The following is a 13,425-nucleotide window of genomic DNA, read 5'->3' as shown; positions in this document are numbered from 1 at the left end:
CGAATCGAGTAAACCATGACGCCCCACCGCGAGACGCCAGCAGAAGGCAGCGAGGCGGTCACCGTCGTCGACGACGACCTGACACCGGAGGAACTGGCAGCCCAATGGGAGGCCGAAGCCCCGCCGCCGGCAGGACCCATCGCCAACCTCGCATCATCCCTTGTGGTGCTCGCGCTGGGTGTGGCAGGGCTCGTCATGTCGGTCGGCCTGGGGCTGGGAACTCCTTCCCAGCCCAAGCCCGGAATGTGGCCGTTCGTGGTCAGCTTGATCATCGCCGTCCTCGCGCTCGCCCAGCTGATTATTGGGCGGCGCGGGGGCCGCGACGGCGAGAAATTCTCCAAGCTGTCCTGGCTGGCGGCCATCGGGTTTGTGACCCTGCTGGTGATGGTGTGGCTCATGCCGATGATCGGTTTCGAGGTCCCGGCACTGCTCCTCTGCTTGATTTGGATGAAGTTCCTCGGTGGGGAAACCTGGCGCGGAGCCATCATCTACTCCCTGCTGGTTGTCGCAGCCTTCTACGGCATCTTCATCCTGGCCTTGGGAACCTCGATTCCCCACCTGTTCTAGCGGGCGGTGCGCTCCCCGCTGTCGGCTATGCCGCCGCCCGGGGACCCTCGCGCTCCACCCTTGCCCACTGATCCAAAGGTCTTAGCATGGATTTCCTGCAACCGGTCATCGACGGCTTCGGCGTCGTCCTTATGCCCTCCAACCTGCTGTACTGCCTGCTGGGCGTCGTCATCGGCATGCTCATTGGCGTGCTGCCGGGCCTCGGTCCGGCAGCGACCATCGCCATCCTGCTGCCGCTGACTTACGGAATCGAGCCAGTCACGGCCATCATCATGCTGGCCGGCATTTTCTACGGTGCGCAATACGGCGGCACCATCACTTCGGTGCTGCTGCGCCTGCCCGGCGAAGCCAGTTCCGTGGTCACTGTCTTCGACGGCTACCAGCTCGCCCGCAAGGGCAAAGCCGGAACGGCCTTGGGCATTGCTGCCATTGGCTCGTTCATCGGCGGCACCGTGGCCATCATCGGACTCACCTTCCTGGCTCCACTGGTGGCCAGCTTCGCGCTGGACTTCGGCCCCCCGGAGTACGCCGCGCTGGCGCTGGTCGGCATCCTGCTGGTGGCCACCATCAGCAACGGCGCCAAGATCAAGGCACTGATTGCGGCCGCCTTCGGACTGCTGCTCGCCACCGTGGGACGAGACATCTTCACGGGCGCCGAACGCTTCACCTTCGGCAACCTGAGCCTTGCGGACGGCATTGACTTCGTCCCGGTGGCGATGGGCCTGTTCGGCGTCGGCGAGATTCTCTACAACCTGGAAGAACGCCACCGTGCGGCCCAGGCACCGGCAACCGTGGCCAACGTGTGGCCGTCCAAGAAGGACCTCAAGCAGTCGGCCGGGGCGATCGGTCGCGGCTCGGTGCTTGGCTTCTTCCTGGGCATCCTGCCCGGCGGCGGCGCCACCATCTCCTCACTGGCTGCCTACGCGGTGGAGAAGAAGCGCGCCAAGAACCCGGAGCGCTTCGGCAAGGGCGCGGTCGAAGGCGTTGCGGGCCCCGAGACCGCCAACAACGCCGCGGCCACCAGTTCCTTCATCCCCCTGCTGACCTTGGGCATACCAGCCAACGCCACCATGGCCATCATCTTTGGCGCACTGCTCATCCAGGGTGTGACCCCGGGCCCGCAGTTGATGGTCGACAACCCGGACCTGTTCTGGGGCGTGGTCAACTCGATGTACATCGGCAACATCCTGCTGCTGATCATGTCCATCCCGCTGGTCGGCCTGTTCGTCCGCATCCTCCGGGTGCGCGCGGCCATCCTGGCGCCGATTACCGCCCTGATTACCTTGCTGGGCGCGTACACCATCCGCAACTCGATGTTCGATGTGCTGCTGGTGGTCCTGTTCGGTGCTGTCGGCTACCTGATGAAGAAATTCGGCTTCGAGCCTGGACCGCTGGTGCTGGCCTTCGTGCTGGGCGCGCTGCTGGAGTCCAGCCTGCGGCGCTCGCTGCTGGTGCTCGACGGAGACGTCGCCGGATTTATGGGCCGCCCGATCTCTGCCACACTGCTGGTGGTCTTCGTGCTGGTCGCGGTGTGGCCGATGGTCAAGACCGCCATGGACCGCAGGAAGACTACCCAGACCGCCTCCCTCACCAAATCTAAGGAGAACGCATGAGCATCCTGGTCGGTTATGTACCCACTCCAGTGGGCGAGGCGGCCGTGGCCGCCGGGATCGCGGAAGCAAAACTCCGCAATGAAGAGTTGCTGATCGTCAACTCCACCCGCGAAGGCGCTTTGGTTGACAAGACAGTCGCCTCCGAGGGCGACATCCTGCGGCTGAAGACAGCGGCCGATGCGGCGGGGGTGATAGCCGAGGTCTTGCGCCCGACGCACCGCGATGATTTGGCCGAGGAGATCCTTGAGTTGGCCCGGGAACGCGAGGTCTCGCTGATCGTGATCGGCCTCCGCCAGCGCAGCCAGGTGGGCAAGTTCATCATGGGGTCGCATGCCCAACGCATCCTGCTGCAGGCCGACCGGCCGGTGCTGGCCGTCAAAGCAGCTGATTAGCTCAGCCACACCACGCGACAACATCGAAGCGGCAGCAGACCCTTTGTCTGCTGCCGCTCTGCTGTCCACCACGGACCGGGCGGGTCAATGGCCGGATTCACGCTCCAGTCGGTGCCGCGAGTTGACCAGATGCGTGCGCATGGCGGCGGCTGCGGCCATGGCATCGCCGGACTCGACCGCGGCCAGCACCGCTGCGTGCTCGGCGGCCACCTCGGCCAGGCGGGTGCTTTCCCCCTCGGCAGCACTGGCCTCCAGCCGGTAGCGGGGCATGGCGATCATAGCTGGGCCGAGGGCGGCTATCGCATCCTGCAGGAAGGGGTTGCCGCTGGCCTCGGCAACGGTGCGGTGGAACTCGAAGTCGTGGGCCAGCGCCGCGGCCGGGTTGGCGCCGGAGCGGGAGAAGTCCTCATTCGCGGCCCGCAGGGACGACACCTGCTGCTTGGTCCGCCGGACGGCGGCCAGCGCCGCCGCTTCGCTCTCCACGCCGGTGCGGAATTCCACCAGGGCCCGCCGGTCCTGCAGCGTGCGCACCGGCCGGGCGGTCCGCGGTCCGTCCGGTTCAACCGGCGGGGTCAGGGCATAGCTGCCGCTGCCGCGCCGGGTATGCACCAGCCCCTCGGCCTGCAGTCGGGTGATGGCTTCGCGCACCACCGTGCGGCTCACGCCGTGTTCGGCGATCAGCGTGTTCTCGCTAGGCAGCTTGTCGCCCGGGGCGATTTCGCCGTCGACAATGCGCCGGCGCAGCTCATCGACCAGAGCGGCCGTCAGGTTGGGTTTCATCCGGTGGCTTCCTTCGAGACAGATAGGGGAACGACGGCGGTGCGGGCACCGCCGTCGTCATGTGGGCCAAGCGCGGGCCGGGTCAGGCGCGGCCGAACTCCACGCTGTCCGTGGTCCAGGCACGGGCCTGGTCGCTAAAGCTGAAGCCGAGGCCCGGGCGGTCCGGCACGATCATACGGCCGTCACGGGTCTCGAGACGCTCGTTGAACAGCGGATCGAGCCAGTCGAAATGCTCCACCCACGGCTCGCGCGGGTAGGCGGCAGCTAGGTGCAGGTGGATTTCCATGGCGAAGTGCGGGGCCAGATCCAGCCCGGCCTGATCGGCCAGCGTGGCCAGCCGGAGGAATTGGGTGATGCCGCCGACGCGCGGCGCATCGGGCTGGATCATATCGCAGGCGCGGGCGGCAATCAGCCGTTCGTGCTCGGCCACCGAGGCCAGCATTTCGCCGGTCGCGATCGGTGTGTCCAACGCGGCGGCAAGGGCGGCGTGGCCCTCGGCGTCGTAGGCGTCCAGCGGCTCTTCGATCCAGACCAGGTCGAACTGCTCCAGGCGGCGTCCCATCCGCAGCGCCGTGGCGCGGTCCCATTGCTGGTTGGCGTCCACCATCAGCGGCACATCGCCGCCGATGTGCTCGCGGACGGCCGCAACACGGCGCAGGTCCTCGGCAGAGTCGGGCAGGCCGACCTTGATCTTGATGCCGCCGATGCCCTCCTCGATGGAGCGGCTGGCGCGGTCCTTGACCTCGTCGATGGAGGCATTCAGGAAACCGCCGGAGGTGTTGTAGGTGCGGACCGAGTCGCGGTGGGCGCCCAGGAACTTGGCCAGCGGCAGCCCGGCCCGCTTGGCCTTGAGGTCGTACAGTGCAATGTCCAGGGCTGCCAAGGCCTGGGTGGCCACGCCGGAGCGGCCCACCGAGGCGCCGGCCCACAGCAGCTTGTTGTACAGCTTGGCGATGTCGTTGGGGTCCTCGCCGATCATGGTGTCGGCAACTTCCTTGGCATGGGCGTACTGGGCCGGCCCGCCGGCGCGCTTTGAGTAGCTAAAGCCCAGTCCCTGGTGGCCCTGTTCGGTGGTGATTTCGGCAAACAAGAAGACGACTTCGGTCATCGGCTTCTGGCGCCCGGTGAAGACCTTGGCGTCGGAAATCGGCGTGGCCAGCGGCAGCGTGGCCGTAGAAAGCTTGACGTGCCGGATGGCATCGGGTGTGTAGGGCATGACAGTCCTTACGCGGGGAGGTGCAGAATAAACTCATCCTACAAGTGGCTAACTTGTTCTACAAGTCCCATCGGTTTCCGGGGAGCGTGCCTTTCCTTCAGCCCAGCAAGCCGGCCAATCCGCCGACGATCTCCTCGGTAACGGCGGCCGTCTCGCGGAGCGCTGCGGCGATATCGCGTTCCCGCGCCGACCGCAGCTTGGACAGCGGAAGCGATACCGAGAGCGCGTCGACGCCCTCCGGCCCGCAGTCGACGGAGACGGCCACGCAGGCGATGCCCACGGTGTTCTGTTCGCGTTCGACGGCGTAGCCGCGGCGGCGTACGGCGGCCAGTTCGCGGACCAGGGCGGCCTGCGAGGTGATGGTCTTGCCGGTCAGCGAGGTGAGTTCGGCCGGCAGCTGCGACCGCAGCGCAGCGGGGTCCAGCGACGCGAGTGCCGCCTGGCCCAGGGCTGTGGCATGGGCGGGCAGTCTGCGGCCCACGCGTGCGGCGGTGCGTTCTTGGCCGGGTGCCTCCCAGGTGGCCAGGTAGACGATGTGGCCGCCGTCCAGTCGCCCGAAGTTCACGGTTCCGCCCACCTTTTTGCCGAGCAGACCGAGTTGGGGCCGGATGACTTTCAGCAGGGGGTCCGCATCCAGGTAGGTGGTCCCGGCCAGTAGCGCGCGGATGCCGATGCTGTAGGTGGTCCGGGAAGGATCAGTGCGGACCCATCCGGCGTCGACCAGGGTCCGGAGCAGTGCGTAGATGCTGCTCCGCGGGGCAACCAGGACAGAGCAGAGCTCCCGGATGGTGACGGGTGCATTGCCGCGGGCCGCGAGCACTTCGAGGATGTCGATGGTGCGGGCCGCGGATTTTACTTCCCGCACTCCGGATGGATGGTCGGCCGGATCCGCCATGGCGCCCCTTTCCCACTGTCTGAGCCCATCCTAGGCGGCGGCGGCAGCCGGTGACGGCAGCGCCCGGAGCCCGAACGGCGGTCCGGGCGCTGCCGGGATCAACTCACCGGGGTGACCAGCGAAGCATCGCGCAGGTAGCTGCGTAGATTCTCAAGTGTCAGGGCCGCCATGTCGGCGCGGGTCTCGTGGGTTCCGCTGCCGACGTGGGGGAGCAGGACAACGTTCTCCAGTTCCATCAGCTCGGCGGGGACATGAGGCTCGGAGGTAAAGACATCCAGCCCGGCACCGGCCAAGCGGCCCTCAGTCAAGGCGGAGACCAGGGCTGCTTCGTCCACCACCGAGCCGCGGGCGATGTTGACCAGGTAGCCCTCCGGGCCGAGCTTGGCCAGCACGTCGGCGTCCACCAGGTTGGCCGTCTCCGGGCCTCCGGCTGCGGCGATGACCAACACGTCCACGGCCTCGGCCAGCTCGGCCGGCGAGGCATGGTAGGTGTAGCCGGAGCCTTCGACAGGGCGGCGGTTGTGGTAATGGATTTCGCACCCGAAGGCCTCCAGCCGCTTGGCGATGGCCTTGCCGATCCGGCCGAGGCCGACGACGCCGACCTTTTTGCCGGAAGCGCGGGTGGTCAGCGGGTAGGACGGGGTGGACTCCCACTCGCCGCGGCGGACGAATCTGTCGGCTGCGGTGGTCTGGCGCAGTACATCCAGATAGAGGGCCAGGGCGGTGTCGGCCACGCAGTCGGTGAGCACTTCAGGAGTGTTGCTGATCGGGATGTTGCGGTCGTTCGCCTGCGCGACGTCGGTCGCATCGTAGCCCACACCGAAGTTCACGATCGCCTCGAGATTCGGCAGCTGGCGCATCAGTGCAGTGTCCACACCGATCCGGCCGGAGCAGACCGCTACCCGGATTCCGGCGGCGTGCCGCTGCAGGAACGCTGTGCGCTCGGGGCCATCCGGAAGCCGCACGGCTCCGAACTCGTCGGCCAGCGCAGCGGCCACGGTGGGATTCACCGGTCCGACCTGGAGGATCTGCTCGCCGCCGATAACGGTAGGGTTCTCGGCCTGCGCCGCTGTGTGGGTACTCATGTCAAGAACAGTAAGAAACCCAGTGATTCACGTCCAACACACAGATTGCATTGATCAATACCCCTGTGGCATGGATTCAAATCCGCCGCGGAGCGCCGCGGATTTCGGCGCTCCGCGGGCCATCTTCCGCAGCAGTTACGGGTGCGACGCAAAAGTCTGCCCTTGACGTACGGTGATCGCGCTCACAAAGCTGTTGCATACCCATCCAACCGCCGGCTTCATACGTAGACGAGCCCGGCACCAATCTTTCGCTCCTTCGGAGGAAACAATGACGTTTGAATCCCCTACCAGATCGTCTGGAACGACTGGTACGACCAAGCGCCGTCGCCTGAGTCTGGCCGTGGCAACTGCAGCGGTCGGCGGCACCATGGTGCTCAGCGGCTGCTCGGTGGCCAACTCGGAGAACGCAGCCGGCGGAGCCACCGGCGCGGCTTCGGAAACCCTCCGCGTGGTGCTCCAGCAGGAACCGCCCACGCTGGAACCCTGTGAATCGAACCTGACGAGCACCGGCGTCGTCGACCGCTCCACCATCACCGAACCTCTCGTCGAGCGCAACCCGTCCACGGGTGAACTCGAGCCCAAGCTCGCCACCGAGTGGAGCTCGGAAGACGACACCGTGTGGACGTTCAAGCTCCGCGAGGGCGTGACCTTCCACGACGGCAGTGACTTCACCGCAGAGGACGCCGCCCACACCATCGAGCGAGCGGTCAACTCCAAGCTGGGCTGCAACGTGGAGGGCTACGTCTTCGGCGACGAGGACCTCGGCGTCGAGGTGGTCGATGAAACCACGCTGAAGGTGACCGCTGCTGCTGCTGACCCGATCCTGCCGCTGCGTCTGTCCTTCCTGGAAGTTGTCCCGAGCGAGACCTCGGACACCGAGAAGGTCCGCGAACCGATCGGCACCGGCCCCTACCAGTTGGACGAGTGGCAGGCCGGCCAGAAGATCACCGTCTCCGCCTATGACGGTTACTGGGGCGAGAAGCCGGCCTACGCGGCTGCCGAGTACCAGTGGCGTTCCGAAGGCAGCGTCCGCGCCGCCATGGTCACCTCCGGCGAGGCCGACATTGCGATGGGCCTGAGCCCCGAGGACAACATCGGCGATCTGGGCGTGCCGTACCCGAACAACGAGACCGTGGCGCTGCGCATGCACAACGACAAGGCTCCGTTCACCGACATCCGGGTGCGCGAGGCGGTCAACTACGCCATCGATAAGGAAGGCATCGTTTCCAGCCTGTACGGCGGCCGCGACCAGGTGGCAGCACAGTTGGTGCCGGAAGGAGTCGTTGGCCACAACGCAGCACTCAAGGGCTGGTCATACGATCCGGAGAAGGCCAAGTCCCTGGTTGCCGAGGCCAAGGCCGACGGAGTCGATACCAGCGCCCAGATCAGCCTGATTGTCCGTACTGCCCAGTTCCCGAAGATCGAGGAACTGGGCCAGGTGATTCAGGAACAGCTCACCCAGGCCGGCCTGAACGTCAAGCTGAAAATGATGGAAACCAGCCAGCACCTGCAGTATCAGGTACGCCCCTTCGTCGAGGACGACGGCGCGATCCTGCACATGACCCAGCACGGCAACCAGGCCGGCGACGCCGCCTTCACGGTGGACCAGTACATGTTGACCGACGGCGCGCAGAGCGCCTTTGGCACTCCCGAGCTGGACAAGCTGATTAAAGAGGCAGACGCGGCAACTGGCCCCGACCGGCAGGCTGCGTTTGAAAAGGTCTTCACGGCCCAGAACGAGGACGTAGTGCAGTTCGCCCACATCGCGCACCAGACCGGCATGATCGGCAAGGCCGCGACGGTCAACTATGAGCCGAACTCGTCCAGCGGTGACGAGCTGCGCTTGGCCGAGATCACCCCCGCCCAGTAGTCCTCGCGCCTACCGGAGTTTGAGAAGGAGAGGGAAGCTGTGCTGACCTATCTACGGAAACGGATCATTTCCAGTGCCTTGCCGCTGGTGGTCGTGGTCATCGGAGTCTTCGCCCTGGCGAGGCTGACCGGCAATCCGGCCAGTCTGTACCTGCCGCTGAATGCCACCGAGCAGATGCGCGCGGATTTTGCCGCCCGGAACGGACTGGACCAGCCGTTGCTGGCGCAGATGGCGGACTACTTCGGCGGCGTCCTGCAACTGGACTTCGGCACTTCCCTCAGGACGGGGGAGTCCGCGGCAGCCATGGCGCTGCGGGCTTTCCCGGCCACCCTTCAACTGGCGGCCACCACCATGGTGATCGCCATCGTCCTGGCAGTGCTGGTCGGCAGCTGGGCCGCGCTGAAGCCCAACGGCATCGCCGACCGGATTGCCAGCTTCGTCTCCATGGCGGCGGCTTCCATTCCCGATTTCTGGCTTGCCATTGTGGGCATCTGGGTCTTCGCGATCACCCTGGGCTGGGTCCCGACCTCCGGCGTCGCCGGTGCGGAGGCTTGGGTGCTTCCGATCGCCACGCTGGTGATGCGACCGTTCGGTGCGCTGGTCCAGGTGGTGCGCGGCGCGATGGTCTCGGCTTTGTCTGAGCCGTATATCAAGTTGGCCCGCAGCAAAGGGGCCTCGCAGACACGCGTGGTCACCCGGCACGCGCTCCGCAACGCGGCGGCACCGGCCCTGACGGTGGCCGGTGACCTGACCGTCGGCCTGATCAACGGTGCCGTGGTGGTGGAGACAATCTTCGGCTGGCCCGGCATCGGCAAGCTGATGATCGATTCGATCCTGCAGCGGGACTTCGCCGTCCTGCAGGCAGCCGTCCTGCTGACCGCCATCGCGATCTTCGTACTGAACATCCTGATTGACCTGGCCTATGCCCTGCTGGATCCGCGGGTCCGCCCGGCCAGCGCCGGTGCGCGGCGGCGGAAGAAGGCCCCGGCCAGGCCCGCCGCCCCCGCGGAAGCCGAACCTGCTGAATCCACCCCTGCCGCTCCGGTCCAGGTCTAGGAGGACACCATGAGCGAAACCACGCGCACAGAAGCCGTGCCCGGCGCCGGAGACCGGCGGCAGGCCAAGGGCAAGGCATCCGCCAAATCCAACAACCCCAGCATGCTGCGTATGCTGCTCCGCGACAAGTTCGCCAGCACGGGAGCCGCGATCCTGCTGATCGTGCTCGCCACCGCGGTGTTCGGCCCCCTGTTAATGGGCGAGCTGGCCACGAAACAGAACCTGATGTTCGCCAACAAGCCCCCGTTCGACCCGGCCAATGGCTGGGAGTATTTTCTGGGCTCCGATTCACTGGGCCGCTCCGTGTTGGCCCGCCTGGTCGTGGCAACCCGGACCACCTTGCTGGTAGCCATTCCGGCGGTGGCGGCGGCGCTGCTGATCGGTTCACTCTGGGGTGTGTGGGCCGGCTATCACCGCGGCTGGCGGGAAAACGTTTCCATGCGGGTGGCCGATGTGATCATGAGCTTCCCCTCGCTGCTGCTGGCCGTCGTCGTGCTGTACGTCTTCAGCCCCTCGATCGCCAACATTGTGCTGATCCTGGCGCTGACCCGCATCCCGATCTACCTCAGAACCGCCCGGGCCGAGTCCGCCGAGCTGCAAAGCCGCACGTTCGTAGACGCCGCACGCACCTTTGGCTCCACCCCGAACGCCATCATCCGGCGGCACGTGATTCCGGTAGTCGCGCCGACCCTGCTGACGCTGGCCACGCTGGAGTTCTGCTACGTGATGCTGGCCGAGTCCTCGCTGTCCTTCCTGGGCATCGGCATCCAGCCGCCGGACATCAGCTGGGGCCTGCTGGTGGCCCAGGGACGGCAGTACCTGCAGACCGCCTGGTGGCTGTCCATCTTCCCGGGCGTTGCCATCGTGATTACTGCCATCGCCGCGAACATGCTGGCCGCCTGGTTGCGCATCGCCACCGATCCGAGTCAGCGCTGGCGGCTGACGCTGCCGGGCCGCAAGAAGTTCATTACCCGTATTTCTGCCAAGGAGTCCAAGTGACCATGACGGCAACCACTGATGCCATGCGTTCCGACGACGCCCATCCGGTAGTCCTGCGGGTCGACGGACTCAACGTCGATATCCGCACTCCGCTGGGCACGGTGCGGGCCGTCAGCCAGGCCGGGTTCGAGGCGCGGGCCGGCCAGACCCTGGCGCTGCTGGGCGAGTCCGGCTGCGGCAAGTCGATGACGGCCAAGGCCATTGCCGGGCTGCTGGATCCGGTGGCGCACGTGGCCGGCGGCTCGATGGAGCTCGAAGGCAAGGAACTGGCCGGCATGGGCGCCAAGCAGCGGCGCAAGATCGCCGGTGCGGAACTGGGCATCGTGTTCCAGGACGCCTTGACCGCGCTGAACCCGGTCTACCCGGTGGGTGTGCAGATCGGCGAGGCCTTCCGGATCCACCGGGGCCTCTCCGCCGCCGACGCCCGCAAGGAAGCCGTCGCGCTGATGGACCGGGTGGGCATCCCCCATCCGGAGTCCCGGGTGGATGCCTTCCCGCACCAGTTCTCCGGCGGCATGCGGCAGCGCATCCTGATTGCCATGGCGGTGGCCCTGGGCCCGCGCCTGCTGATCGCGGACGAGCCGACCACCGCTCTGGACGTGACCGTTCAGGCCCAGATCATGGACCTGTTGCGCCGGCTGCGCGAAGAGGAAGACATGGCGGTGGTGCTGATCACGCACGACCTCGCCGTCGTCGCAGAAGAAGCCGACACGGTCTGCGTGATGTATGCCGGCACGGTGGCCGAATCCGGACCCGTGGCCGAGGTATTCGGCAACCCCCGTCACCCCTATACCAAAGGCCTGCTGGAGTCCGTCCCGGCCCAGGCCGAACGCGGGGCGACGTTGGCCTCGATCCCGGGCAGCCCGCCTGAACTGATGAACATCCCCTCCGGCTGCGTCTACCAAGACCGCTGCCCGCTGGCGCAGGAACTCTGCCGCGCCGAACGGCCGTCCCTGCGCGAGACCGCCCCCGGTCGCTACGCAGCCTGCCACTTTTCCGACCTTCTCGAAGCCGAGACATCCCTCCAGGAGACCCAGTCATGACCGCACAGTTCGACCGTGTGCAGGAGGCCGGGACCGCGGCCCTCGAGGTCCGCGACGTCACCAAGACCTTTCACGTGGCCCGCAGCGGCTCCGGCAGCAACCAGTTGCGCGCCCTTGACGGCATTAACCTCTCGGTAGGACGCGGGGAAACCCTGGGCCTGGTGGGTGAGTCCGGCTGCGGAAAATCCACCCTCGCCCGCACCCTGATGCTGCTGGAAAAGCCAGACTCCGGCACCGTGACCTTCGAAGGCAAGGATCCCTTCAGCCTGCGCGGTAAGGAACTCATGGCCTGGCGCCGCCGCGTACAGATGGTGTTCCAGGACCCGTTCGCTTCGCTGAACGCCCGGATGACTGCCGGCGAAATCATCGCCGAACCCTGGGCCACCCACCGCGGACTCTTCCGCAGCGGACGCGAACGCGAAGCCCGGCTGCACGAACTGCTGGAGCTGGTGGGTCTGCGCGCCTCGGACGCAAAGAAATCGCCGCAGGAATTCTCCGGCGGGCAGCGCCAGCGCATCGGCATCGCCAGGGCCCTGGCGCTGAACCCGGAACTGATCATCCTGGACGAGCCGGTCTCCGCCCTGGACCTCTCCGTGCAGGCCCAGGTGCTCAATCTGCTCAACGAACTGCAGGAGAAACTGGGCGTCAGCTACATCTTTATCTCGCACGATCTGTCAGTGGTCCGCCACGTCACCGACCGCGTGGCCGTGATGTACCTGGGCCGGATCATCGAAACCGGCACCACCGAGGACGTCTTCGAACGTCCGCTGCACCCCTACACCGCAGCGCTCATGTCCGCGTCGCCGAAGTTGGACCCGGCCGAGCGCCCCGCCGAACGGATCGTGCTGCGCGGCGAACTGCCTTCTCCACTGGACCCGCCGTCGGGCTGCCGCTTCCGCACCCGCTGCTGGAAAGCGCAGGACATCTGTGCGCGGCAGGCACCGCCCGCGCAGACAGCTGAACAAAACGGCCTGGTCCAGCTTGGCGTTCCGCAGGTACGCCGGGCAGCAGCACCGGCCCACGCCGCCGAATGCCACTTCCCGCTGACCGTCGCCGCCGAAGCCGGCCTCCAGTCGGCCACGGTTGGGGAGTGAACCCCGCCGATTATCTGATTCTGGCGGTGGCGGTCTGCGCCGCCACCGCCCTGCAAGGATCCATCGGGTTCGGTGCCGGACTGGTGGCTGCCCCGGTGATTGCCTTGGTGGCGCCGGAACTTCTGCCGGCGCTGGTGGTGATGCTGGCCTGCCTGGTCACCCTGTTGGTGACCGTCCGCGAACGCGCCCATCTGGACCTCAAGGGCGCCGGCTGGGCGCTGGCCGGACGGATCCCGGGCAGCGTCCTGGGCGCGTGGCTGGCCGTGGCGATGTCTACCTCGGCGCTCTCCTGGCTGGTGGCCGGCTGTGTCCTGGTCGGAGTCGGCTCGGCGTTCCTAGGCTGGCGGCCGGTCCCGAACCGGACCAATCTGGTGGCTGCCGGCGGTCTCTCCGGGGTGATGGGAACCGCGACGGCGATCGGCGGCGCTCCGATGGCCATTGTCTGGCAAGGTCAACCGCCCGCGCGTCTGCGCGGCACCATGAGCGCGTTTTTCCTGGTCGGTTCCGTCGTTTCGGTGAGCCTGCTGGCGGCAGCCGGCGCCGTCACCAGCGGGACCGTCTCGGCCTTCCTCTGGCTGGCGCCGGTGGTGCTGGTTGGTTTCGTGTTGTCGCGCTGGCTCAACCGTTACCTGGATGCGCGGCGGCTGCGCTTGGTTGCCCTGATCGCCTCGGCCGGCGGGGCCGTCCTGCTGATCATCCGGTTGGTCTTCGCCGGCTAGGTGTACTGCGACAGGACGTTGGTTACACGGTGAAAGGGTGAAGACCTCTAAGGTTGGTGGTTTACCACAACTGCCAACTGAATCTAAGAGGTCTTC

General features: G+C 66.7%; 13 protein-coding genes. 9 read left to right on the top strand and 4 right to left on the bottom strand.

Translation table 11 applies throughout. From position 1 onward, the window contains the following. Positions 1-15 precede the first annotated feature (15 nt). The 3 genes from AB0N75_RS16665 to AB0N75_RS16655 all read left to right on the top strand — a co-directional run bounded on the left by AB0N75_RS16665 (position 16) and on the right by AB0N75_RS16655 (position 2,572). On the top strand, positions 16-567 hold the full coding sequence (locus AB0N75_RS16665; protein WP_364652064.1) for a tripartite tricarboxylate transporter TctB family protein: 552 nt from the start codon (positions 16-18) through the stop codon (positions 565-567). Between the two features lie 86 nt (positions 568-653). Then, positions 654-2,180: a tripartite tricarboxylate transporter permease gene (locus AB0N75_RS16660; protein ID WP_364652063.1), complete on the top strand. Its 1,527-nt coding sequence runs from the start codon at positions 654-656 to the stop codon at positions 2,178-2,180. Beyond that, entirely contained in the window at positions 2,177-2,572 is a 396-nt protein-coding gene (locus tag AB0N75_RS16655; protein ID WP_364652062.1) for a universal stress protein, read from the top strand. The genes AB0N75_RS16660 and AB0N75_RS16655 overlap by 4 nt, the downstream gene beginning before the upstream one ends. An 84-nt stretch (positions 2,573-2,656) precedes the next feature. Here AB0N75_RS16655 and AB0N75_RS16650 read toward each other — a convergent pair whose 3' ends face one another. From AB0N75_RS16650 to AB0N75_RS16635, 4 genes are all read right to left on the bottom strand, one after another. Continuing rightward, the gene (locus tag AB0N75_RS16650; RefSeq protein ID WP_364652061.1) at positions 2,657-3,352 is read right to left on the bottom strand and encodes an FCD domain-containing protein; all 696 of its coding nucleotides are present in this window, start codon (positions 3,350-3,352) and stop codon (positions 2,657-2,659) included. Positions 3,353-3,434: 82 nt separating this feature from the next. Continuing rightward, the gene (locus AB0N75_RS16645; protein WP_364652060.1) at positions 3,435-4,568 is read right to left on the bottom strand and encodes a mandelate racemase/muconate lactonizing enzyme family protein; all 1,134 of its coding nucleotides are present in this window, start codon (positions 4,566-4,568) and stop codon (positions 3,435-3,437) included. A gap of 97 nt (positions 4,569-4,665) precedes the next feature. After that, a complete protein-coding gene (locus AB0N75_RS16640) occupies positions 4,666-5,463 on the bottom strand; it encodes an IclR family transcriptional regulator (protein WP_364652059.1) in 798 nt (265 codons plus the stop codon). Positions 5,464-5,561: 98 nt separating this feature from the next. After that, positions 5,562-6,548 (bottom strand): 2-hydroxyacid dehydrogenase, encoded by a 987-nt coding sequence (locus tag AB0N75_RS16635; protein WP_364652058.1) that lies wholly within the window; start codon positions 6,546-6,548, stop codon positions 5,562-5,564. A 340-nt stretch (positions 6,549-6,888) separates the two neighbouring features. Here AB0N75_RS16635 and AB0N75_RS16630 point away from each other — a divergent pair, with 340 nt between their 5' ends. Genes AB0N75_RS16630 through AB0N75_RS16605 form a run of 6 tightly spaced genes read left to right on the top strand, consistent with a single transcriptional unit; the run spans position 6,889 to position 13,329 of the window. After that, the gene (locus tag AB0N75_RS16630; protein ID WP_364652057.1) at positions 6,889-8,418 is read left to right on the top strand and encodes an ABC transporter substrate-binding protein; all 1,530 of its coding nucleotides are present in this window, start codon (positions 6,889-6,891) and stop codon (positions 8,416-8,418) included. A gap of 39 nt (positions 8,419-8,457) precedes the next feature. Further along, on the top strand, positions 8,458-9,474 hold the full coding sequence (locus AB0N75_RS16625; protein WP_364652056.1) for an ABC transporter permease: 1,017 nt from the start codon (positions 8,458-8,460) through the stop codon (positions 9,472-9,474). 9 nt (positions 9,475-9,483) lie between these two features. Further along, positions 9,484-10,473 (top strand): ABC transporter permease, encoded by a 990-nt coding sequence (locus AB0N75_RS16620; RefSeq protein WP_364652055.1) that lies wholly within the window; start codon positions 9,484-9,486, stop codon positions 10,471-10,473. A gap of 2 nt (positions 10,474-10,475) precedes the next feature. Next, positions 10,476-11,516 (top strand): ABC transporter ATP-binding protein, encoded by a 1,041-nt coding sequence (locus AB0N75_RS16615; protein WP_364652054.1) that lies wholly within the window; start codon positions 10,476-10,478, stop codon positions 11,514-11,516. After that, entirely contained in the window at positions 11,513-12,610 is a 1,098-nt protein-coding gene (locus AB0N75_RS16610; protein WP_364652053.1) for an ABC transporter ATP-binding protein, read from the top strand. The genes AB0N75_RS16615 and AB0N75_RS16610 overlap by 4 nt, the downstream gene beginning before the upstream one ends. Further along, complete coding sequence (locus AB0N75_RS16605) at positions 12,607-13,329, top strand: sulfite exporter TauE/SafE family protein (RefSeq protein ID WP_364652052.1); 723 nt, start codon at positions 12,607-12,609, stop codon at positions 13,327-13,329. The genes AB0N75_RS16610 and AB0N75_RS16605 overlap by 4 nt, the downstream gene beginning before the upstream one ends. Positions 13,330-13,425: the final 96 nt, after the last annotated feature.

Origin of the sequence: Arthrobacter sp. NPDC089319, from assembly GCF_040684925.1 — a bacterium.
Lineage (GTDB): Bacteria > Actinomycetota > Actinomycetes > Actinomycetales > Micrococcaceae > Crystallibacter.
Note: the sequence above shows the minus strand (reverse complement) of the source record. Positions and strands in the feature narration are given on the sequence as shown.